Here is a 22,372-nt window from a genome sequence, read left to right as displayed (position 1 = left end):
CAGTGGGGCGGGGTGACGTCACTGACACTAGGAGGGCGGCCGCACGACCGGCATCGGTCATCGCGACGTAATGTGACCCGTCAGCGGCCGGTCAGCGGCCGGTGGGCCCGGGTCGGCATGACGGGCGGCGGCGTGTGCGGGCGGGCGGGAGGGACGTCGGGAACCTGACCGGCGCGGCGGTCGCCGACCGGGCCGCGGTGGGAGCCGGGCAGCGTTGCAGGGCTGTTGCACGGGAAGTGGCCTGGCTCACAGCCGTCCCGGGTGGTTCGTGATCGCATCGCCTGATGCACGAGTTCGAGAAGACCGGCCCGCTGCCGAAGGCCCGGCGTCCGGCCGCCGCCGTGGCGGTCGTGGCCGTCGCCGCCACCCTGCTCGCGGGCTGCGGGTCCCGTCCGGCCGGTACGGCGCGCACGGCCGGCGCCGCGTCGGCGTCCGGGACCGCCGGGCCGTGCGGCATACCGCTGCCGTCGCCGTCCGCAGGGGCTCAGCCGCCGTCCGGGCTCGCCCGGGGCGGGGTGCGGATCACCGCCGCCAACGCGGTCTGCGCGGAGTACGAGGTGACCAACCCGGGCGGTGAGCAGTCCGACGTCACCGTGACGCTCAGCCGGCTCGACGCGTCCGGGGGCGCGCTGGACAACGTGACGCGCACGGTGACCGGGCTCGCCCCGGGGGCCACCGAGAAGGGGCGGGTCGACCTGGGCGGGCCGGGGTCGACCAGGTCGGGCGCGCAGGTGAGGATCCTCAAGGTCCGAAGCGTGCCCAGCGCCGAGGCCCCGCGGCCCGGTGGCCCGTGTCCGGCGTCCGGACTGCGGCTCCTCGCGGACGACGGTGACGCCGCGATGGGCCTGCGCGTGGTCGGCCTGAGCCTGCTCAACTGCGGGACGTCGGCGGTGACCGTCAACGGCTACCCGACCCTGGAACTGCTCGACCTGGAACACCGACCGATCGACGGGGTGAGCGTCCTGCCCGGCGGCGCCGGGATCGCCTCCGGCACCGGCGCGGACGACCCGCCGCGCAGGATCGTGCTGCAGCCGGGGGAGGGCGCCCGGGCCGCCCTGGTCTGGCGCAACACCACCGGGGCCGGCGAACCGGTCGACGCCCCCTACGTGCGGGTCCGCGCCACCCCGGACGCGGCTCCCGTGATGGTCACCCCGGAACTCGACCTGGGCACCACCGGACGCCTCGGCGTCGGCGCCTGGACGAGGGACGACCAGCGGCCGCCCACGCCCGGGCCGTCGGCGGGGTGACGACGGCGCCGGCTGTCGGAGCCCGGTGGGTGACGACGAGGCCGGGCGCGGACGTCAGGCCGGCGGGGCAGTGCCGTCACGGTCGCCCGGCCGGCTCCCGGGGGTGACTGTGATCAGGACCTTGCCGGGGGAGTCCTCCGTCCCGGCGGCGAGGGCCAGTGCTGCGTCGGGGGAGTCTCGTCGGCGACTCCCGTGGTGTGCATGGCGTCGCGGAGGCCTTCGGGCACGGCTCACTGGATCAAGTCGGTGTGCGGATGACCCGGGGATTCCGGGCAGACGTAGAGCTGCAGATGGTTGGTCCTGGAGACATGGACCTGGGGCGGGTTCGCCACCTGGGGGTCGCTCAGCGCGAGGGATCGATCCTCGTACGGGACCCAGCTGTGGCTGCTGCGGCCCCATTCGTTCGAGGCGATCGTCAGCAGCGGGCTCATTCCGGCGCCGCAGACGGTGCAGAACCGGGCGACGGGATCGGTGAGGCCCCAGGGGGGCCAGCCACCGACCTTCCAGCCGGGGGCGAGGGACAGCTCGTTCCAGTAGAACTCATCCGGGGCGAGGACGTAGCGGTTGTCCACCCCGGCCGCCTGCCAGCTGCTCCAGTCCGCCAGCTGCCGCTGCAGCTCCTTGCCCAGGTCCATGGGGTTGGGGTACTCGGTGATCTGCTCCGGCGCGACGACGCACGGCTCCGGCAGGTAACCGTCGTACTCCACCGCGGCCGGTTCGGGCGCGGCGGCGAGGATGTCGGTGACCTCGGCGGCGGTTCGCCAGAACAGCGCGGTCGGAGGCTTGTCGTCCGGCTCGTGCTCGAAGGGACACCACAGCACCTGGAGCACGTCGGCCTGTCCGGGCGGTCGCAGCAGCGGTGCGTCGCGCACGTACAGCTGGGCCACGGGCACCATGGCGATCGGACCCGAGCGCCACTCGTCGGCCACAGCCCCGTGCGACTCGTCGTCGCAGTACGGCCACGGCTCGTCGGCGGGCCACAGCAGCGGCCCGCCGACCGAACTGTCGTGCGGCGACGGGGCCCCGGGGCGGGGATGCAACCGGATCGCCGGGCGTGCCAGCGGAGCCAGCTGAGGAAAGAGGGCGGTGACGTCGACCGGTCGAGGCGGGGTGGTACGGATGTGGTTCACAGCGGCCATGCTGCCAGCGGCCGCTGACACCGGGTGCACCGATCCACGGACGACTCCCACCGTCACCCTCCCCGGGGCAGTGGCGGACGACCGCGGGCGACCGATGAACTCGATCGGTCGCCGCCCCCGTTGGTACCGGTGAGGGCCCGCCGAGCGGGCGCCGGGCGGGTTGCGGCCCGGGTGCCCCGGGTGGCCGACGAGGCCCGGCCCCGACCAGTCAGGAGCAGACATGAACAAGATCAAGGCCGTCGTCGTGGCCGCCGCCGTCCTCGCCGGAATCGGGCTGAGCGCGGCTCCCGCGTCGGCGGGTGACATCGGTGACCCCGCGCACTGCAGCAACAAGCAGTTCGGCGGCAGCTTCCTGTGCGGCGGCGACTTCGGTGACGGCGTGACCTACTTCCGCTTCCAGGACGGGAACACCGAGATCTTCGTGATCGGAACCGACCACGCCGTGTGGACGCGCTGGACGAGCGGCCGCTCCCACAAGCTCAGCAGCTGGACCTCCCTGGGCGGCTCCTTCACGAGCAAGGTCGCGATAGGCCGCCAGACCCTCGGCGGCGCCTTCACCATCACGTCACGCGGCAGCGACTACAACCACATGTGGTCCCGCGACCGCAGCCAGAACGGGAACTGGAGCGCCTGGTACGTCGACGGGCCGCCGATCGCCGGTGGCGGCGTCCAGGGCTGATCGTGCGGGGGAGCCCCGGAGCACCGGTCCATGACCGTTCCGGGGCTCCCCCGTGGTGGCCGGCGGCCGGCGGGCGCTGTCCGGGGGGCGACCGGGCGGCCCCCGCTCGGAGCGGGGGCCGCCCGGAGGGGTCAGACCGCCGGGTCGGCGGGGGACTGGAGGAGGGCCGCCAGCACCTTGGGCAGTTCGTCGGCGGAGGCGGCCGTCCGGGCGCGCCAGGCCACGTGCCCGTCCGGGCGGACCAGGACGCCGCCGTCCGCGTCGACCTCGCGCTGCCGCTCCCACGCCCCGTAAGGGTCGCGCAGGCCCTCGGCGGCGCCGATCGTACGGACGGTCACGGGCACCCCGGTGAGCCGGGCGGCCTCCCGGGCCGTGTCGTGCCAGCGGTCGCCGCCGCGACCGGTCAGCAGGACGAACCGGCCCCCGCCGACCACGTCCAGGGTGGAGCGGCGGCGCCCGCCGTCCTCCAGCCAGGCGTGCGGCAGGCGCGCGCCCGGCCAGGTGGTGGGCTCGTAGTACAGCTCCGGGTCGCGGTCGCCGACCGGCTCGGGGGTGCCGTCGTCCACCCGGGCGCCGCTGCGGTAGCGGTAGCCGATCTCGACGCCGTGGGCGTTGACCTGGTAGTTGATCCGGTCGGTGGCGGCGGCCAGCGCGGTGCGCCGGGCGGCCGCCTCCTCGGTGTCGTCGGCGAGGCCGCGCAGCAGCTCCCACTGCTCGGCCGGACCCTGCCCGGCGGTGAAGCCCAGCGCCGCCGGGATGCCGAGGAAGTCGAGCATGCTGCGCACCGCGCGGTCGACGATCTGCCCGCCGACCGGCAGCCGCTCGGCCTGGTAGGTGTCCAACAGGGCGGCGGAGGCCGTGCCGTCCAGGACGAGCTTCAGCTTCCAGGCCAGGTTGAAGGAGTCCGCGACCGCCGAGTTCAGCCCGAGGCCGTTGGTGGGCGGCATCTGGTGCACCGCGTCGCCGACGCAGAACACCCGGCCGTTCCCGTAGCGGGGCGCGACGACCGCGTTGACCTCCCACGGCGAGACCTTCTTGATCCGGACGTCGACGGACGGGTCGCCGATGCTCTCCCGGATGTGCGCGAGGATCTCCTCGTGGTCGTCCGGGTCGAACTCCCCGCCGTGGTCGAGGAAGCGCAGGTAGACCCACTCGGTCCAGGGGCGGATGCTGACGAACACCCGGCCGTCCTCCGGCGGGTTGCCGGGCACCGCGCCCATGTAGAGGATCGCCGGGCGGTCGGCGCAGTAGGCCGTGAGGTCCGCCTCGAACCAGACCGAGGCCACCTTGGCCAGCCCGGTGGCGCCCTCCACGGTGAGCCCGGCCTGCTCCATCACCCGGCTCTTGGCGCCGTCGGCGCCGATCACGTAGTCGGCCCGGACGGTGTACTCCAGACCGGACTGCCGGTCGGCGATCACCGCGGTGACCCCGTCCTCGTCCTGCTCCATGCTCAGGAACTCCTGGCCGAAGCGGAGTTCGCCGACGCCGGCCTGCCGGACCTGCTCGACCAGCAGCGGCTCCAGCCGGTGCTGCGCGAGGTTGCACATCGTGCTCGGGCTGGCCGCGAGGTAGTCGCCGATCCGGTCCGGGCCGTTGCCGTACGCGTCCAGCCGGCTCACCTCGGGGCCGGCGAAGGTCGACATGAAGACGTGGTTGGCCAGCAGCGGGCTCGGCGTGGCCTCGGCCAGCACCTCGCGCTCGACGCCGAGGTCGCGCAGGATCTCGCCGGTGCGCTGGTTCAGCAGGTGGGCGCGCGGGGTGTGCGCGGTGCCCGGGTACTTGCCGACCAGCAGGTGCGCCACGCCGTACCGGGAGAGCGCCAGTGAGGCGGTCAGGCCGGCGGGGCCGGCGCCGACGATCAGCACCGGCACCCGGACGTCGGGGGTGGGGGTCGCCATGGTCAGTTCCCTGCCTTCCGCGCGTAACCGGCGTAGATCACCGAGGTGTCCTTGTGGACGCCGAGCTGGAACTGCCGCCCCAGCTCGCCGTAGCTGATCTCGCCCCGGGCGCGCCGGCGCATCGCCTTGAACAGCTCCAACTGCGGGCGCTTGGAGGCGAATCCGACGAGGTCCTGGTTGGTCAGGCCGTGCTTGCGGAAGACGGCGTGCAGCTCGGCCGGCTTGATGAAGCTGGCCCAGTCGTGCAGGTCCTTGGGCGCGAAGCTGACGGACTTCCAGTCCTGCGCCATCTTGATCATCGCGAGCTTGGACCGGAAGGTCCGGTTGATCGTGTCGTACAGGTAGTGGCCACCGGGCTTGAGCACCCGGACCGCCTCGGCCACCGAGGTGTCCACCGAGGTGACGTGCTCCAGCGTGTCGCAGCAGTACACGATGTCGAACGTGGCGTCCGGGAAGGGGAGTTCCTCGGCGAAGCCCTGGTGGTACTCGATCTCCAGGCCGGACTGGCGGGCGTGCTCACCGGCGGCCTTCAGCGACGGGCCGGACGGGTCCATCCCGGTGACCCGGCAGCCGGTCCGGGCGAAGTGCTCGGCGAGCAGACCGCCGCCGCACCCCACGTCGAGCACCTTGAGGCCCTTCGGGTCCAGCCGCAGCCGGCTGGTCAGCACCTCGTGGAAGTACTCGAACCGGGCCGGGGTGAACGCCTCCAGGGTGGCGAACGGCTGGTTGTCGTCCCACCAGGAGTGGGTGTTGTAGACGTCGTTGTCGACGGGCATGGCGGGCTCCTCAGGAGGTCTTGACGGTCGGGCGGTAGAGGTCGAGCCAGACGGCCAGGTCGAGGACGCGCTCGAACGCCTCCCGCTCGTCCCGGTCGACGGCCCCGGGCTGTGCGCCGACGGCCGCGGCGAGCGCGGCACGGTCGAAGAGCGTCACCGCCTCGTGGTCCCCGGACAGCAGATCGCCGACCTGGCGCTGCAACGCGCCGACGTAGGCCAGCTGCTGGGTGTGCGGGTAGAGCGCCTTGCGTCGCTCCACCACCGAGTTCGGCAGGATGTCCCGCACCGCGGCGCGCAGCAGGCTCTTCTCCCGGCCGTCGAAGGTCTTCATCGCCCAGGGCGTGTTGTACACGTACTCGACCAGGCGGTGGTCGCAGAACGGCACCCGCACCTCCAGCCCGACCGCCATGCTCATCCGGTCCTTGCGGTCCAGCAGCAGGCCCAGCAGGCTGGTCAGGTGCACGTGGCAGAACTCGCGCATCCGCCGCTCGTGCGCGTCCTCGCCCGGCACGGCCGGGACCGCGGCCACCGACTCGGTCCAGCGCTGCGCCCAGTAGCCGGGGACGTCGAGCGTCTTCAGCAGCAGCTCGGGGTCGATCAGCTTGGTGGGGTGCTTGCGCGGGCCGAGGCCGGAGGCGGTCACCCACGGGAACATCGGGACCTCCTGCACGGCCGGCAGGTGGAACCACGGGTAGCCGCCGAAGATCTCGTCGGACGACTCGCCGGAGAGCGCGACCGTCGAGTGCTCGCGGATCGCCTTGAACAGCAGGTACAGCGAGTTGTCCGCCTCGCCGAACCCGAACGGAAGGTCCCGGGCGGTCACCGTCGCCCGGCGCACCTCCGGGTCGGCCAGGGCCTGGTGGTCGAGCCGGATGTCGTGGTGCAGCGTGCCGACGTGCTCGACCACCTCGCGGGCGAACGGGGCGTCCTGCGAACCGCGCAGGTCGTCCGGCCGGAACGCGTCCGGCTGCTCGAAGTCGACGGTGAAGGTGCGCACCTGCTCGCCCCCGGCGGCCAGCCGGCGGCCGGCCAGGGCGGTCAGGGCGCTGGAGTCGAGCCCGCCGGAGAGCAGCACGCACTGCGGCACGTCGGCCACCAGCTGCCGGGCGACGCTGTCCTCCAGCAGCTCGCGCACGTGCCGGACGGTGGTCTCGGTGTCGTCGCGGTGCTCGGTCGCCTCCAGGCGCCAGTACACGTGCTCGCGCAGCCCGGAGCGGTCGAAGGTCACCATGGTGCCCGGCTTCACCTCGTGCATGCCCGCCCAGACCGCGCGGCCGGGGGCCTTGACGAAGCCGAACATCTCGCGCAGGCCGTCGGCGTCCACCACCGGGTCCACCGACGGGTGGGCGAGCAGGGTCTTCGCCTCCGACCCGAACAGCACGCCGTCCGCGGTGAGGTGGTAGTAGAGCGGCTTGATGCCCAGGCGGTCGCGCAGCAGCACCAGCTTCTCCACGCGGCCGTCCCAAATGCCCAGCGCGTACATGCCGTTGAGCCGGTCAGCGACTCCCTGCCCCCATTCCAGGTAGCCGCGCAGCACCACCTCGGTGTCACTGGAGGTGCGGAACTCGTGCCCCCGGCGGCGGAGTTCGTCCCGCAGCTCGGTGAAGTTGTACGCCTCGCCGCTGTACGTCATCACGACCGGGCCGTCCGGCGTCTCGACCACCATCGGCTGCACGCCGCCCGCCAGGTCGATGATGGCGAGCCGGCGGTGGCCCAGCGCGGCGTGGCGGGACAGCCAGGTGCCGCCGGCGTCCGGACCGCGGCAGATCATGGTGTCGGTCATCGCGCTCAGGGCGGGGAGTTCACGTTCGAGGTCGAGCTGGAAGGAGATCCAGCCGGCGATCCCGCACATTCGGGTCTTCTTTCGTTCGGGGTTCGGGGTTCGGGGTTCGGGGGTTCCGGGGGCAGGGGTGGCGGGGTCAGTCGCGGGCGGAGCGGGGCAGCCCGGCCATGTAGGCGGGCAGGCCGTCGATGTGCGAGCGGCCGGTGGGGGCGAAGAAGAAGCGGTCCAGCGGGCCCTGGAGGAACGACCACGGACGGTTCAGCTCGGCCGCCCAGCGCCAGCTGAACCGGGCACCGGTCTCGGTGGGTTCGACGACGTAGTCCTCCACCAGGTGGCGGAAGATCGGGCGGGTCGCCCCGGTCGCGGTGAAGGTCTTGCGGGTGCCCTCCTCCCAGCGGTAGAAGCGCTCCCGCAGGACGAGGTCGCTCTCCATCTCGATCTCCCGGGTGGTGCCGACGCCGAACGGCCGCGGCGAGGTCCAGGTGAGCCGTCGCATCCCCTTGGTCCAGCTGGACACGCCGTCACCGGTCAGGGCCGCCCAGGTCTCCTCCGCGGAGTACGGCACCTCGACGGAACGGGCGTGGTACAGCGGGGCCTTGGCGAACAGCGAGTCGTCGGCCTCCTCGATCGGATACCAGCGTGCGGCCATGGCGGCGGGTCCTTTCCGGAACGGTTCTGGGCGGTTCTGGGTGGAGCGGGCGGGTCTGGGCGGAGCGGGTGGGCGTCAGGCCTTGCGGGCCCGGAAGAGCCCGACGGAGCCGCGGGTGACCAGGTCGAAGTCGTCGAAGTTCTGCTTGAGCTGGTCGCGCAGGTCCTCCAGGTCGTCCTGGGCGTTGTGGAAGACGCCCTTCTTGTTGAGGTCGTTCATCAGCCAGCGGCCGGCGCCGGTGACCGGGACGCCCAGCGAGAGGATCGTGCTGCCGAACACCGTGCCGCCGGGCTTGACCGCTGCCGCCGCGTGCCGGATGGCCACGCCCTTCTCGCGCAGGCTGCCGGGGATGCAGTGCAGCAGGAAGCTGAGGGCGGCCGAGTCCTGGCTCTCCGCGGCCACCGGCAGCGGCTCCAGGGCGTTGGCGACCACCTTGGTGGTCCGGAAGTGCGCGAGCCGCTCCGCGGTGAAGTCGAGCGTGGCGGGGTTGAGGTCGGCCAGCGTGATGTGCGGGTTCGAGACCGGGAACCTGGTGTGCGACACCAGGTAGCCGGTGCCGACGCCGATCTCCAGGTGCTTCGCGCCGACGCAGGTGTTGTACATCTGGAGGAAGTTCCTCGGCGAGCAGCGCCAGAACAGCGGCGCGCTGCCGCGGAACACCAGCAGGTCGTAGAAGTGCAGCGCACGGCGGTGGTAGGCGGCCTGGCCGTCCAGGACGGCCTGGTCCACGGAGCCGGGCTGGGGGCTGTGGTCGGTGCTCATGGTCTGCTCACCCTCGGTCGGGAACGGATTGGCGGTGCGGTGCTCTGCGGAACAGGTGGGACGGTCAGGCGGAAGGCCCGGCGAGGTGGTCGAGGACGGCCCGCATGGTGGCGGGTCCGTGCTCGCCGGTCATGGTGAAGTGGTCGCCCGGCACCTCGGCCTCGGTGTGCGGCACCGGCCAGCGGGCCTGCCAGCCGGCGGCCGGGAAGCCGGGCAGTGGCCGGTCCGCGCGGAGCTGGAGCGTCGGGGTGGCGAGCGGCTGCGGCTCCCAGGTCTCGAAGAGCCGGGCGTACCCACCCGTCGCGGTGAGGCAGGTGTCGTCCAGCAGCTGCTCCGGCGCGAGGCGCCCGTCCGCCAGCTGACGGGCGATCTCCGCCTGGATGCGGGGGAGCGTCGCACTGCCGGGCCGGTAGCTGTCCAGCAGGACGAGCGCCGCGGGGGAGGTGCCGAGCTTCTCCAGACGGGCCGCCACCGCGTGCGCGATCCAGCCGCCGGCGGAGTGGCCCAGGAGCGCGAACGGCTGCCCGGCGGCCAGCCGTTCGACGTCCTCGGCGTGCAGGCGCACCAGCGCGTCGAGGTCGGCGGGCAGCGGCTCGCCCGCGACGAAACCGGGGGCGGGCAGTGCCCACAGCTCGTGGCGGTCGCGGGCGGCGGCGGCGAGCCGGGCGTACTGGTGGGCGCCGGACCGGGTGGCGAAGGAGGGGAAGCAGAAGAACCGCGGGGCCGCCGGGCCGTGGGCGAGGCGGACGGGAGTCGGGCGGACGGCGGGGTCCGGCGGGGAGTCGAAGGTCTCCCTGAACCGGGAGGCGGCCACGAGGAGTTCGCCGAACTCGGCGAACCGGCCGAGCTCGGCGGCGCGCGGCGCGAGCGAGGCCAGCAGGCCGTCGGTCGGTGCGCCCGGTGCGCCCGGCGAGGTCGGGGCGGCGTCCAGCTCGGCCCGCAGCCGGGCGGTGAGCGCGTCGAGCGTGGGGTGCTCGAACACCGCGGTGGGGGGCAGGGCGAGACCGGTGGCAGCCAGCAGCGCGGTGCTCAGCTCGGTCGCGGCCAGCGAGTCGAACCCCAGCTCCGGCAGGCTCAGGTCGGTCTCCAGCTCGTCGGCGGAGGTGTGCCCGAGTGCGGCGGCGACCTGGCCGGCGACCAACTCCCGTAGTGCGGAGTCGCGTTCGTCCGGGCCGAGGGCGGCGAGCCGCTCGCGCAGCCGGGCGGGGGCGTCCGCGTCGGCCGGTCGGCCCGCCGCCGGTGCGAGGCTCGCCGCCGGTGCGAGGCCGGGCGCCGGTGCGAGGCCGGGCTCCTCCGGTCGGGGCACCGGCGAGGCGTCGGGCCAGAAGCGGCGGTGCTGGAACGCGTAGGTCGGCAGGGCGACCGGGCGCGCCCCGGAGTGGGGGAGCACGGCCTCCCAGTCGACCGGGATCCCGCGGACGTGGGCGTGGGCGAGCGCCGTCAGCGCGCTCTCGGACTCCGGTCGGCCGCGCCGCAGCAGCGGCACCGCCGCCGGGGCGGGCGCACGGTCGGCCAGTGCCTCCCGGGTCAGGGCGGACAGGACGCCGCCGGGGCCGAGTTCGAGGAAGGTGGTCACGCCGTCGGCCGCCATCCGGCGCACGCCGTCGTGGAACCGCACCGTCTCCCGGATGTGCCTCACCCAGTACTCCGGCGTGCCCACCTGTTCGGCGGTGGCCTGCTCGCCGGTCAGGTTCGACAGCAGCCGGATCCGCGGCGGCCGGTACGTCAGCTCGCCCGCCACCTCGTGGAAGCGCGCCAGCACACCGTCCATCAGCGGCGAGTGGAACGCCCGGGTGACCCGCAGCCGCCTGGTCCGGCGGCCGCGCGCGGCGAGCACGGCCGCGACCTCGTCGACGGCCTCGGCCAGGCCGGACAGCACGACGGCGCGCGGCCCGTTGACGGCGGCGACGCCGAGTTGCTCCTCCCGGCCCGCCAGCAGCTCCAGCACCTCGTCCTCGGCCGCCTCCACGGCCACCATCGCGCCGCCGGCCGGGGTGGCCTGCATCAGCCGGCCGCGGGCCGCGACCAGCCGGCAGGCGTCCTGCGGAGTCAGTACGCCGGCCGCGCAGGCCGCCGCCAGTTCGCCGATCGAGTGGCCACCGACGTAGTCGGGCGTCACGCCCCAGGATTCGAGGAGGCGGAACGCGGCCAGGCCGACGGCGAAGAGCCCGGCCTGGGTGAACACCGTCTCGTCGAGCAGGGCCGCCCCGGGGCTGCCCTGCGGGGCGAACAGGACGTCGCGCAGCGCGGGGCGCCCGGGCTCGGCGAGCTGGTGGTCCAGCAGCTCGCACAGCTCGTCCAGGGCCCGCGCGAAGACGGGGTGCGCCGCGTGGAGGCCGCGCCCCATGCCGGGCGACTGGCTGCCCTGGCCGGGGAAGAGGAAACCGACCCGGCCGGCCGCCGCGGTGCCCCGGACCAGGCCGGGCGCGGCCGTTCCGGCCGCCAGGGCGGCCAGGCCGGCGTCCAGCTCGCCGAGGTCGTGGCCGACCAGGACGGCCCGCTGCGGAAGCGCGGACCGGGTGAGCGCCAGCGAGCGTCCGACGGCGGCGGGCGCGAGACCGGGCACGTCGTCCAGGTGTGCGCGCAGGCGCTCCGCCTGGCCGCGCAGGGCGGCCTCGCCGCGGGCCGAGACCGGCCAGAGGAGGAGCGGCCGGTGTTCGGCCGCCGGGGCGTCGGCCGGGGTGCCGGGCTCCGTCCGGGCGGCCGGTGCGGTGTCGTCGGGGGCCGCCGGGAGGGGCGGGGCCGCGGATTCCGCCGGGGCCTGTTCTGCGGGGCCCGCCGGGGCCTGTTCGAGGACGACGTGGGCGTTGGTGCCGCTGATGCCGAAGGCGGAGACGCCGGCGCGGCGGGGGTGGCCGTGCTCCGGCCAGGCCACCGGCTCCGTGAGCAGGGCGATCGTGCCCGAGCCCCAGTCCACGTGCGGGGTGGGGGCGTCGGTGTGCAGCGTGGGCGGCAGGACGCCGTGCTCCATCGCCATCACCATCTTGATCACGCCGGCCATTCCGGCGGCGGCCGCGGTGTGGCCGATGTTCGACTTCACCGAACCGAGCCGGAGCGGCCGTTCGGCCGGCCGGTCCCGCCCGTACGTCGCGAGCAGTGCCTCGGCCTCGATCGGGTCCCCGAGCGGTGTTCCCGTCCCGTGCGCCTCGACCGCGTCCACCTCGTGGGCGGTCAGCCGGGCGTTGGCCAGCGCCTGCCGGATGACCCGCTGCTGGGCGGGGCCGTTCGGCGCGGCCAGGCCGTTGCTGGCGCCGTCCTGGTTGGTGGCCGAGCCGCGGACCACGGCGAGCACCGGGTGTCCGTTGCGGCGGGCGTCGGACAGCCGCTCCAGCAGCAGCACGCCCGCCCCCTCGCCCCAGGCGGTGCCGTCGGCCGCGGCGGCGAAGGGCTTGCAGCGGCCGTCCGGGGCCAGGCCCCGCTGCCGGCTGAAGCCGATGAACGCCTGCGGCGTGGACAGCACGGTGACGGCGCCCGCGAGGGCGAGCGTGCTCTCGCCCGAGCGAAGCGACTGGCAGGCCAGGTGGATGGCGACCAGGGAGGACGAGCAGGCGGTGTCCACCGTGACGGCCGGGCCCTCCAGCCCGTACGTGTAGGCGAGCCGGCCGGAGAGGACGCTGGCCGCGTTGCCGGTCAGCAGGTAACCCTCCAGACCGTCCGCCGATCCCTGCGCCAGCAGGTGGTAGTCCTGGCCGCTGCTGCCGGCGAACACGCCGGTGCTGCTGCCGCGGACCGAGGCCGGGTCGATGCCGGCCCGTTCGAAGACCTCCCAGGACGTCTCCAGCAGCAGCCGCTGCTGCGGGTCCATGGCGAGGGCCTCGCGCGGGCCGATCCCGAAGAACGCGGCGTCGAAGCCGTCGGCGTCGTGCAGGAAGCCGCCCTCGCGGGCGTACGTACGGCCGGGGCGGTCCGGGTCGGGGTCGTAGAGGTTGTCGAGGTCCCAGCCCCGGTTCGCGGGGAACGGCGTGATCGCGTCCCGGCCGTCCGCGACCAGCCTCCAGAGCTGTTCGGGGCTGCGGACCTCGCCCGGGTACCGGCAGGCCATGGCGACGATCGCGATCGGCTCGTCGTCGCCGACGGCCGAGGCCGGTACGGGTGCCGCGTCGGCGGGCTCGGCCGCGGCGTCGAGGAGCCGGCCGTGCAGGTGGCGGCTCAGGGCCTCGGGCGTCGGGTGGTCGAAGGCGACGGCGGCCGGGAGCCGCAGGCCGGTGGCGGCGTTCAGCCGGTTGCGCAGCTCCACGGCGGTGAGCGAGACGAAGCCCAGCTCGTGGAAGGAGCGCCCGGGTGCGATCGGATCGTCGAGGCCCAGGACGGCCGTCGCGTGGGACCGCACCAGGTCGAACAGCAGCTGCTCGCGGTCGGGTTCGGACAGTCCGTCGAGCCGCCGCCGCAGTTCGGCCCCCGCGGACGCCGCGGCGCGGTCGTCGGGCTCGGTGACCGGGGTGCCGGTGCCCGTGGTGTCCACCCAGTAGCGGCGCCGCCGGAAGGGGTAGGTGGGGAGGTCGGCGTGGCGGCCGGGGCGGACGAGCGGGGTCCAGTCGACCCGGGTGCCGCAGGTGTGGAGGTGGGCGGCGGAGGTGAGCAGCCGGGTCCAGCCGCCTTCGTCGCGGCGCAGGGTGCCGGTGACGACCACCGGGTGGTCGGTGGTGTCGAGGGTGTCCTCGACGGCGGGGGTGAGGACGGGGTGGGGGCTGGTCTCGATGAAGGTGCTGTGGCCGTTCTCGGCGAGGGCGCGGACGGCCTGTTCGAAGAGGACGGGTCGGCGGAGGTTGGTGTACCAGTAGTCGGCGTCGAGGGTGGTGGTGTCGGTGAGTTCGGCGGTGACGGCTGACATGAAGGGGATGGTGGCGGCCGCGGGCTTGATGTCGGCGAGGTCGGCGAGGAGTTGGTCGCGGAGGGTCTCGACCTGGGGGGAGTGGGAGGCGTAGTCGACGGGGATGGTGCGGGCGCGTGCCCCGTCGTTCTTGGCCTGGTCGACGACGGCGTGGACGGCGGTGCCGGTGCCGGCGATGACGGTGTGGCCGGGGCCGTTGATCGCGGCGATGCTCACCTGACCGGCGTGCGGCGCGAGCAGGGCTTCGACCCGTGGCGCGGGCAGGGCGATGCTGGCCATGGTGCCGTGTCCGCTGATGGCGAGGATGGCCTTGGCGCGGAGGGCGACGATGCGGGCGGCGTCGTCGAGGGTGAGGGCGCCGGCGATGTGGGCGGCGGCTATTTCGCCCTGGGAGTGGCCGAGGACGGCGTCGGGGTGGACGCCGAGGGACTGCCAGAGGCGGGCGAGGGAGACCATGACGGCGAAGAGGGCGGGTTGGACGACGTCGACGCGGGTGAGGTCGTCGTTGCCGCGCAGGGTGTCGGTGAGGGACCAGTCGACGTGGGGGGCCAGTGCGGCCTCGCACTGGGCTATCGACTCGGCGAACACGGTTGAGGTGTCGAGGAGTTCGGCGCCCATGCCGATCCACTGGGAGCCCTGGCCGGGGAAGACGAAGACGGTGCGCCCGGAGTCCTCGGTGCTGCCGGTGGTGGTGGTGCCCTCGTCGGCCAGGGCGGTGAGCTGGGCGAGGAGTTCGGCGTGGGTGCGGCCGAGGGCGACGGTGCGGTGGTCGAGGGTGGCGCGTCCGGTGAGCAGGGTGTGTCCGACGGTGTGCAGGTCGGTGTCGGGGTGGTCGCGGAGGAAGTCGGCGAGTTGTGCGGCGTGTGCGCGCAGGCCCGGTTCGTCGCGGGCGGAGAGCACCCACGGGACCACGGGCGAGGGCGAGTCGGCGATACCGGCCTCGTCCTCGGCCGGCGGGGCCTCCTCCAGGATGACGTGCGCGTTCGTCCCGCTCGCTCCGAACGCCGACACCCCGGCGCGTCGGGCGCGCTCGCCGGCCGGCCAGGCCCGGTTCTCGGTGAGCAGTTCGACCGCGCCGGCGGTCCAGTCCACGTGCGGCGTCGGCTCGGCCGCGTGCAGCGTCCGCGGCAGCACGCCGTTCCGCAGCGCCATCACCATCTTGATCACGCCGGCCACGCCCGCCGCCGCCTGGGTGTGGCCGATGTTGGACTTCACCGAGCCGAGCCAGAGGGGCTGTTCGGTGCCCCGCTCCTGGCCGTAGGTGGCCAGCAGGGCCTGCGCCTCGATCGGGTCGCCCAGCGTGGTGCCCGTCCCGTGAGCCTCCACCGCGTCGATGTCCGCGGCCGAGAGCCGGGCGTTGTCGAGCGCCGTGCGGATGACGCGCTGCTGCGACGGCCCGTTGGGAGCCGTGAGCCCGTTGGAGGCGCCGTCCTGGTTGACGGCCGAGCCGCGGATCACGGCCAGCACCCGGTGCCCGCTCCGCCGCGCGTCGGAGAGCCGCTCCAGCAGCAGGACGCCGGCGCCCTCGCCCCAGCCGGTGCCGTCCGCGGCGGCGCCGAAGGCCTTGCAGCGCCCGTCCGGGGCCAGGCCGCGCTGGCGGCTGAACTCGACGAACATGCCCGGCGAGGCCATCACCGCGGCCCCGCCCGCGAGCGCCGTCGTGCACTCCCCGCGGCGCAGTGACTGGCAGGCCAGGTGCAGGGCGACCAGTGAGGACGAGCACGCGGTGTCCACCGTGATCGCGGGGCCTTCCAGCCCGAACACGTAGGAGAGCCGGCCCGAGATGACGCTCGCCGCGCCGCCGGAGAGCAGGTAGCCCTCCAGGTTGTCGGTGGCCCGCTGGGCGAGTGCGGCGTAGTCGACCTGCCCGGCGCCCATGAAGACGCCGGTGCTGCTCCCGCGCAGCGTGGCCGGGTCGATGCCGGCCCGTTCGAAGGCCTCCCACGAGGTCTCCAGCAGCAGCCGTTGCTGCGGGTCCATCGCCAGTGCCTCGCGCGGCCCGATGCCGAAGAACCCGGCGTCGAACCGGTCCGCGCCCGCCACGAAGCCGCCCTCGCGGGCATAGGTGTGGCCGGTGCGGTCCGGGTCGGGGTCGTACAGCGCCTCGACGTCCCAGCCGCGGTCGGCGGGGAACGGCGTGACGGCGTCCCGCCCGTCCGCGACCAGCTGCCACAGCCGCTCCGCCGAGTCGGCGCCGCCGGGGAAACGGCAGGCCATGCCGACGACTGCGATCGGCTCGCCCGTGACGGACTCCATCTCCTGGAGCCGCCGGCGGGTCTCGTGCAGGTCGGCGGTCACCCGCTTGAGGAAGTGGCGGAGCTTGTCCTCGGTCTCGCTGGCCACAGTGGCGCAACCCCTTCGGATCGGACAGGAACAGGACGGACGGTCGGCCGGCACGGCCGCCGGCGGGCGGGTCAGGAGATGCCGAGCTCGTTGGTGATGAAGTCGAAGACCTCGTCGTCGCCGGCCGAGTCCAACTCCAGCTCGGCAGTGGGTGATTCGCCATCGGTCGAGCCGTGCTGGTCGCTCCACCGGGCGGCCAGCACACGCAGCCGGCCGGCGATCCTCGCCCGGTCCGGGTGGTCGGCGCCGACCCCGCCGAGGACGGCTTCGAGGCGGGTCAGCTCCGCCAGCACCGGCGCGGCCGACGGCGCTCCCTCGCGCGGGAGCTCCGCGTCGAGGTACCGGGCCAGCTCCGCCGCCGTCGGGTAGTCGAACACCAACGTCGACGGCAGACGCAGACCGGTGGCGGTGGTCAGGCGGTTGCGCAGCTCCACCGCGGTGAGCGAGTCGAAGCCGAGGTCGCCGAAGGCCCGGTCCGCGCCCACCGGGGCGGCGTCCGAGTGGCCGAGGACGACCGCCACCTGACCGCGCACCAGGTCGAGCAGGGCGCGTGCGCGGTCGTCCCCGGACAGCCCGGCCAGCCGCCGCTTCAGGCCCTCCGCCGCTCCGGCGTCCGGCCGGTTGCCGGGCCCGGCGGCCGGGCCGGCCAGCCCGCGCAGCAGCGGGGGGAGGTCGGCGCCGGCCCGGCGCAGCGCGGCGACGTCCAGCCGGACCGGCAGCACCGTCGGGTCGGCCCCGGCGATCGCCGTGTCGAACAGGGCCAGGCCGTCCTGCGGGGTGAGTGACCGGACGCCCGAACGCCGCATCCGGCCGAGCGTGGCCTCGTCGAGCGCGCCCGCCATGCCGGCCTCCTGCTCCCACAGGCCCCAGGCCAGCGACCGGGCGGGCAGGCCCTGCGCGGCGCGGTGCTGGGCGAGCGCGTCGAGGAAGGCGTTGGCGGCCGTGTAGCCGCCCTGGCCGGCGCCGCCGAGGGTGGCCGTCGCGGAGGAGAACAGCACGAACGCGGCGAGCCCGGCGTCACGGGTGAGCTCGTGCAGGTGCCAGGCGGCGTCCGCCTTCGGGCGGAGCGCGGCGTCGAACCGCTCCTCGCCGAGCGAGGCCAGCGCGCCGTCCACGGCCACGCCGGCGGCGTGGACGACGGCGGTGAGCGGGTGGTCGGCCGGGATGCCGGCGAGGGCCTTCGCGAGGTCGTCGCGGTCGGCGGTGTCGCAGGCGGTGACCGTCACCCGGGCGCCCAGGGCGGTGAGTTCGGCGGTCAGCTCGGCGGCGCCCGGGGCCTCGGGGCCGCGCCGGCCGAGCAGCAGCAGGTGCTTCGCGCCGTGCTCGGTGACCAGGTGCCGGGCCACCAGCGCGCCGAGCGCGCCGGTGCCGCCGGTGATCAGCACCGTGCCGTCGGGCTCCGGTGTGAAGGCCGGTGCCGGCGTCCCGGGGCGGGCCCGGACCAGGCGGGGGGCCAGTACGGTGCCCGCGCGCAGGGCGAGCTGCGGCTCGCCGCCCGAGGCCGCCAGGGCGAACGCCGCGGCGGTGTCCGCGCCGTCGTCGTCGAGGTCGAGCAGGACGAAGCGGCCCGGGTGCTCGGCCTGGGCGGCCCGGGTGAGGCCCCAGAGCGGTGCCTGGGCGAGGTTCGGCACGTCCTCCTCGCGTCCGGCGGCCACCGCGCCGCGGGTCACCAGGACCAGGCGGGAGCCGGCGAAGCGGTCGTCCGCGGCCCAGGCCGTCAGCGCCGACCACGCCCGGTGCACGGCCGTGCGGACGGCTGCCGGGAGGTCGCCCGGGGTGTCCGGGAGGGTCAGGAAGACCGCGTCCGGCACCGGCAGGCCGGCGGTGACGGCCGTGCCGAGCGCCGCGAGGTCCGGGTACCGGTCGAGGCCCGGGCCCTCCGGGCCGTCGCCGAGGACGGCCCACCGTCCGTCGGTCGGCCCGGTCGGCCCGGTCGGCCCGGTCGGCCCGGTCGGCCCGGTCGGTCCGGCCGGTTCGACGGCCGGGGCGGGCGACCACTCGACGCGGAACAGCGCGTCGGCGGGACCGGTCCGGGCCGCCGCCCGCAGCTGCTCGACCGAGACCGGCCGGGCCCGCAGCGAGGCGACCGAGGCCACCGGTGCGCCGCTGCCGTCGGCCACCTGCAGGGACATCGCCTGCGGGCCGGCCGGGGCCAGCCGCAGCCGCAGGACGGCCGCACCGGGGCGGTGCAGGCGCACGCCGTTCCAGGCGAAGGGCAACAGCACCTCGCCCCCGGTGTTCCCGACCAGGCCCGCGTGCAGCGCGGCGTCGAGCAGGGCCGGGTGCACGCCGTACCCGCCGGCCTGCGCCCGTTCCGGCTCCGGCAGGGCGACCTCGCCGTACACCTCCGTGCCCGCGCGCCACATCGCCCGCAGGCCGCGGAACGAGGGGCCGTAGACGAACCCGTCGTGGGCGACGGACGGGTAGAAGCCGTCGAGGTCCACCGGCTCGGCGCCCTCGGGCGGCCAGACCCCGGCCGGGTCCCAGCCGGCGGTGCCATCCGCGGTGTCCGCGGTGTCCGTGCTGCTCCCGGTGGAGAGCGTGCCGCCGGCATGCCTGGTCCAGGCCTCGTCGCCGTCCGGCCGCGAGTGGACGCCGATCGACCGCCGGCCCGTCGCGTCGGCCTCGCCGACCACCAGCTGCACCTGCACCGCGCCGTCCTCGGGGAGGATCAGCGGCGCCTCCTGGTCCAGCTCCTCGATCGTCGTGCAACCCGTCAGCCGCGCCGCGTGCAGCGCCAGCTCCAGGTACGCGGTGCCGGGCACCACCACGGAGCCCAGCACGACGTGGTCGGCGAGCCAGCGGTGCGAGCGGGTCGACAGCCGCCCGGTGAGGATCAGCCCGCCGCCCTCGGCCGGGGTGACGGCGGCGCCGAGCAGCGGGTGCCCGGCCGGGGCCACGCCCAGGCCGGCCGCCCCGGCGGGCGTGCCCGCGGGCGCGGCGACGGAGTCCAGCCAGTACCGCTCGCCCTGGAACGCGTACGTCGGCAGGTCCACCCGGCGCGCGGCCGGCCCGGTGAGGGCGGTGAGGCAGGCCGGCCAGTCGACCGGGACGCCCCGCACGTGCGCCCGGGCGACGGCGGCGAGCACGGTGTCCGGCTCCGGGCGGCCCCGGCGCAGCAGCGGCACCGCCGTGATGTCCGCCGCGCGGTCGCCCGCGCTCTGCTGGGTCATGGCGGACAGCACGCCGTCCGGGCCCAGCTCCAGGAAGGCCGTCACGCCCTGCCCGAGCAGGTGCTGGACGCCGTCGTGGAAGCGCACGGCCTCGCGCACGTGCCGCACCCAGTACTCGGCCGTGCCGAGCTGCCCGGCGGCGACCGGCCGGCCGGTCAGGTTGGAGACGACGGGGATCGTGGGCTCGTGCAGCGTCACCCCGTCGAGCACCTCGCGGAACCGGTCGAGCATCCCCTCCATGCGCGGGGAGTGGAAGGCGTGGCTGACGGCGAGCCGCTTCGTGCGGCGGCCCTCGGCGCTCAGCCGCTCGGCGATCTCCGCCACCGCCTCCTCGTCGCCGGAGACGACCACGGACCGGGGACCGTTGACGGCGGCGAGGCCCACCGGGCGGGCACTGTCCGCGAGCAGTCCGGTGACCTCCTCCTCCGTCGCCTCGACCGCCACCATCGCGCCGCCGGGCGGGAGTTGCTGCATCAGACGGCCCCGGGCGGCGACCACCGTCACCGCGTCCTCCAGCGAGAACACCCCGGCCGCGTGGGCCGCCGCCAGCTCGCCGATCGAGTGTCCGAGCAGGAAGTCCGGCCGCAGGCCCCAGGATTCGGCCAGCCGGAACAGCGCCACCTCCAGCGCGAAGAGGGCGGCCTGGGCGAAGGCCGTCCCGTCCAGCCGGGACGCCTCGGGCGAGTCCTCCTCGGCGAGCAGGACCTCGCGGACCGGCAGACCGCTCCGCTCGGTCAGCAGGGCGCAAACGCGGTCCAGCTCGGCGGCGAACACCGGGAAGCGGCGGTGCAGTTCGCGTCCGGCGCCGGCCCGCTGCGCACCCTGGCCGGTGAACAGCAGGGCCAGCTTGCCGGTGCGGGCGGTGGCCGGCCCCCGGACGACCTGCGGCGCGTCGTCGGCGCGGCGCAGCGCGTCGAGGCCGGCGAGCAGGGCGGCGCGGTCGGTGCCGAGCACCACCGCGCGGTGGTCGAGGCCGGCCCGGGCGGTGGCCAGCGGCCAGGCGACGTCCGCCGGCTCCCACCCGGGGTTGGCGGCGACGGCGTCGGCGAGCCGCCCGGCCTGGGCGCGCAGTGCCTCCGGATCGCGGGCGGAGAGCAGCCACGGGGTGGCGGCGGGCGCCTCGCGGGGCGCGTCGGCGGGCGCGGGAGCGGCCGTCTCCTCGACGTGCTGCTCCAGGATCACGTGGGCGTTGGTGCCGCTGATGCCGAAGGAGGAGACGGCGGCCCGCCGGGGCCGGCCGGTCGCGGGCCAGTCACGCCGCTCGGTGAGCAGCTCGACCGCGCCCCGGGACCAGTCGACCTGCGGCGTCGGTTCGTCGACGTGCAGGGTGGCCGGCAGGACGCCGTGCCGCATCGCCAGGACCGTCTTGATGATGCCGGCGACCCCCGCGGCGAGCTGGGTGTGGCCGATGTTGGACTTCACCGAGCCGAGCCAGAGCGGCTGTTCGGCGCTCCGTTGCTGCCCGTAGGTGGCCAGCAGGGCCTGCGCCTCGATCGGGTCGCCGAGCCGGGTGCCCGTCCCGTGCGCCTCCACCGCGTCGACGTCTGCGGCCGAGAGCCGGGCGTCGGCCAGCGCGGCCCGGATGACCCGCTGCTGGGCCGGCCCGCTCGGCGCGGTCAGGCCGTTGGAGGCGCCGTCCTGGTTGACGGCCGAGCCGCGCACCACGGCGAGCACCGGGTGACCGAGGCGCCGGGCGTCGGAGAGCCGCTCGACCAGCAGCACGCCGACGCCCTCGCCCCAGGCGGTGCCGTCGGCGGCGCCGGCGAACGCCTTGCAGCGTCCGTCCGGGGCCAGGCCCCGCTGGCGGCTGAACTCGATGAACATGTGCGGCGCCGCCATCACCGCCGCCCCGCCGACCAGCGCCATCGAGCACTCGCCGTCGCGCAGGGCCCGGCTCGCCAGGTGCAGGGCGACCAGGGAGGAGGAGCAGGCGGTGTCGACCGTGACGGCCGGGCCCTCCAGCCCGAAGGTGTAGGACAGCCGGCCGGAGGCCACGCTGACGGTGGTGCCGGTCAGCAGGTAGCCCTCGGAGCCCTCGGCGCTGCGCGGATCGGCGGCGTAACCGAGCGGGGACGCGCCGACGAACACGCCGGTGCTGCTGCCGCGGACCGAGGCCGGGTCGATGCCGGCCCGCTCGAAGGCCTCCCAGGAGGTCTCCAGCAGCAGCCGCTGCTGCGGGTCCATGGCGAGGGCCTCGCGGGGGCTGATCCCGAAGAACGCGGCGTCGAACCGCTCCGCGTCCTTGACGAAGCAGCCCTGGCGGACGTAGCTGCGGCCGGGCCGCTCCGGGTCCGGGTCGTACAACTCCTCGGTGTCCCAGCCGCGTTCGGCAGGGAAGTCGGAGCGGGCGTCGCGTCCGTCGGCGACCAGGCGCCACAGGTCCTCGGGGCTGCGGACGTCGCCGGGGAACCGGCAGGCCATGCCGACGATCGCGACCGGCTCGTGCCGGGCCTCGGTCAGCCGGTGGTTCTGCTGCTGGAGCCGCTTGGTCTCCTTGAGCGAGATCCGGAGCGCTTCCAGCACCTTGTCCGGTGATGCAGCCTGTGATGCAGCCATCGTTGTTCTCCGCAGTCCGATCGCGATCAGAGGTCAGTGGTGCCGAAAGCCAGGCCGACCAGGTCGTCGGCATCCATGGCGTCGATCTCGTCCAGCTCGCCGTCCAGTTCGTCGTCCGTGCCGGCCGGCGGCGCCTGCGGGACGGTGCCGGCCAGGGCCAGCACCGCGTCGAGCAGCCCGGCGGCACGCAGCCGGGCCGGCGTGACGGTGGCCAGGAGGCGGCTCACCTCGTCGTCGGGGACCGGTGGGCCGGCCGGCTCCGCCGGGGCCAGCTCGGTGTGCAGCCAGGCGGCCAGGGCGTCCGGCGTCGGGTGGTCGAAGACCAGCGTCGCCGGCAGCTTGAGCCCGGTCGCGGCATTGAGCCGGTTGCGCAACTCGACGGCGGTCAGCGAGTCGAAGCCGAGCTGTTTGAAGGCCCGGTCCGGCCGGATCGCCTCGTCCGTGGCGTGGCCGAGCACGACGGCCGCGTTGGCGCGCACCAACTCCAGGAGCGCCCGGGCGCGTTCGGCCTCGGGCAGCGCGGCCAGCCGGCGGGC

General features: G+C 75.1%; 10 protein-coding genes and 1 pseudogene. 2 read left to right on the top strand and 9 right to left on the bottom strand.

The window, feature by feature from the left end; translation table 11 throughout:
- Positions 1–284 precede the first annotated feature (284 nt).
- A complete protein-coding gene (locus ACFVYI_RS21250) occupies positions 285–1,247 on the top strand; it encodes a DUF4232 domain-containing protein (protein ID WP_387887792.1) in 963 nt (320 codons plus the stop codon).
- 230 nt (positions 1,248–1,477) lie between these two features.
- On the opposite strand, the gene ACFVYI_RS21245 is transcribed toward ACFVYI_RS21250, so the two are convergent.
- Positions 1,478–2,377 carry a hypothetical protein gene (locus ACFVYI_RS21245; RefSeq protein WP_387887789.1) on the bottom strand — a complete coding sequence of 300 codons (900 nt, stop codon included), beginning with the start codon at positions 2,375–2,377 and terminating at the stop codon, positions 1,478–1,480.
- Positions 2,378–2,606: 229 nt separating this feature from the next.
- On the opposite strand from ACFVYI_RS21245, the gene ACFVYI_RS21240 reads away from it, so the two are divergent.
- On the top strand, positions 2,607–3,065 hold the full coding sequence (locus ACFVYI_RS21240) for a hypothetical protein (protein ID WP_387887786.1): 459 nt from the start codon (positions 2,607–2,609) through the stop codon (positions 3,063–3,065).
- 131 nt (positions 3,066–3,196) lie between these two features.
- Here the strand turns inward: ACFVYI_RS21240 and ACFVYI_RS21235 are convergent, their stop codons facing one another.
- The 8 genes and pseudogenes from ACFVYI_RS21235 to ACFVYI_RS21200 form a co-directional block, all read right to left on the bottom strand.
- Positions 3,197–4,963: an FAD-dependent monooxygenase gene (locus tag ACFVYI_RS21235; RefSeq protein WP_387887783.1), complete on the bottom strand. Its 1,767-nt coding sequence runs from the start codon at positions 4,961–4,963 to the stop codon at positions 3,197–3,199.
- 2 nt (positions 4,964–4,965) lie between these two features.
- The gene (ubiG, locus tag ACFVYI_RS21230; protein WP_387887780.1) at positions 4,966–5,739 is read right to left on the bottom strand and encodes a bifunctional 2-polyprenyl-6-hydroxyphenol methylase/3-demethylubiquinol 3-O-methyltransferase UbiG; all 774 of its coding nucleotides are present in this window, start codon (positions 5,737–5,739) and stop codon (positions 4,966–4,968) included.
- A gap of 10 nt (positions 5,740–5,749) precedes the next feature.
- Positions 5,750–7,591, bottom strand: coding sequence for an asparagine synthase (glutamine-hydrolyzing) (gene asnB, locus ACFVYI_RS21225; RefSeq protein WP_387887779.1), 1,842 nt, complete (start codon positions 7,589–7,591; stop codon positions 5,750–5,752).
- 67 nt (positions 7,592–7,658) lie between these two features.
- A complete protein-coding gene (locus ACFVYI_RS21220) occupies positions 7,659–8,171 on the bottom strand; it encodes an SRPBCC family protein (protein ID WP_387887776.1) in 513 nt (170 codons plus the stop codon).
- A gap of 75 nt (positions 8,172–8,246) precedes the next feature.
- The gene (locus ACFVYI_RS21215) at positions 8,247–8,933 is read right to left on the bottom strand and encodes a class I SAM-dependent methyltransferase (protein ID WP_387887774.1); all 687 of its coding nucleotides are present in this window, start codon (positions 8,931–8,933) and stop codon (positions 8,247–8,249) included.
- Positions 8,934–9,039: 106 nt separating this feature from the next.
- Positions 9,040–16,083, bottom strand: a pseudogene (locus tag ACFVYI_RS21210) (type I polyketide synthase); the annotation flags it as partial.
- 95 nt (positions 16,084–16,178) lie between these two features.
- Positions 16,179–21,836, bottom strand: coding sequence for an SDR family NAD(P)-dependent oxidoreductase (locus tag ACFVYI_RS21205; RefSeq protein WP_387887771.1), 5,658 nt, complete (start codon positions 21,834–21,836; stop codon positions 16,179–16,181).
- A gap of 26 nt (positions 21,837–21,862) precedes the next feature.
- Positions 21,863–22,372 (bottom strand): acyl carrier protein (locus tag ACFVYI_RS21200; RefSeq protein ID WP_387887768.1); only part of this gene is annotated, 510 nt, incomplete at its 5' end.

Source organism: Kitasatospora sp. NPDC058218 (assembly GCF_042882445.1).
Lineage (GTDB): Bacteria > Actinomycetota > Actinomycetes > Streptomycetales > Streptomycetaceae > Kitasatospora.
This window is presented reverse-complemented; position numbering and strand designations above follow the sequence as displayed.

Excerpts from the sequence above, each read along its gene's own strand:
- ACFVYI_RS21205 (WP_387887771.1), bottom strand. The coding sequence starts at position 21,836 with ATGGCTGCATCACAGGCTGCATCACCGGACAAGGTGCTGGAAGCGCTC.
- ACFVYI_RS21220 (WP_387887776.1), bottom strand. The coding sequence starts at position 8,171 with ATGGCCGCACGCTGGTATCCGATCGAGGAGGCCGACGACTCGCTGTTC.
- ACFVYI_RS21235 (WP_387887783.1), bottom strand. The coding sequence starts at position 4,963 with ATGGCGACCCCCACCCCCGACGTCCGGGTGCCGGTGCTGATCGTCGGC.
- ACFVYI_RS21250 (WP_387887792.1), top strand. The coding sequence starts at position 285 with ATGCACGAGTTCGAGAAGACCGGCCCGCTGCCGAAGGCCCGGCGTCCG.
- ACFVYI_RS21240 (WP_387887786.1), top strand. The coding sequence starts at position 2,607 with ATGAACAAGATCAAGGCCGTCGTCGTGGCCGCCGCCGTCCTCGCCGGA.
- asnB (WP_387887779.1), bottom strand. The coding sequence starts at position 7,591 with ATGTGCGGGATCGCCGGCTGGATCTCCTTCCAGCTCGACCTCGAACGT.
- ACFVYI_RS21215 (WP_387887774.1), bottom strand. The coding sequence starts at position 8,933 with ATGAGCACCGACCACAGCCCCCAGCCCGGCTCCGTGGACCAGGCCGTC.
- ubiG (WP_387887780.1), bottom strand. The coding sequence starts at position 5,739 with ATGCCCGTCGACAACGACGTCTACAACACCCACTCCTGGTGGGACGAC.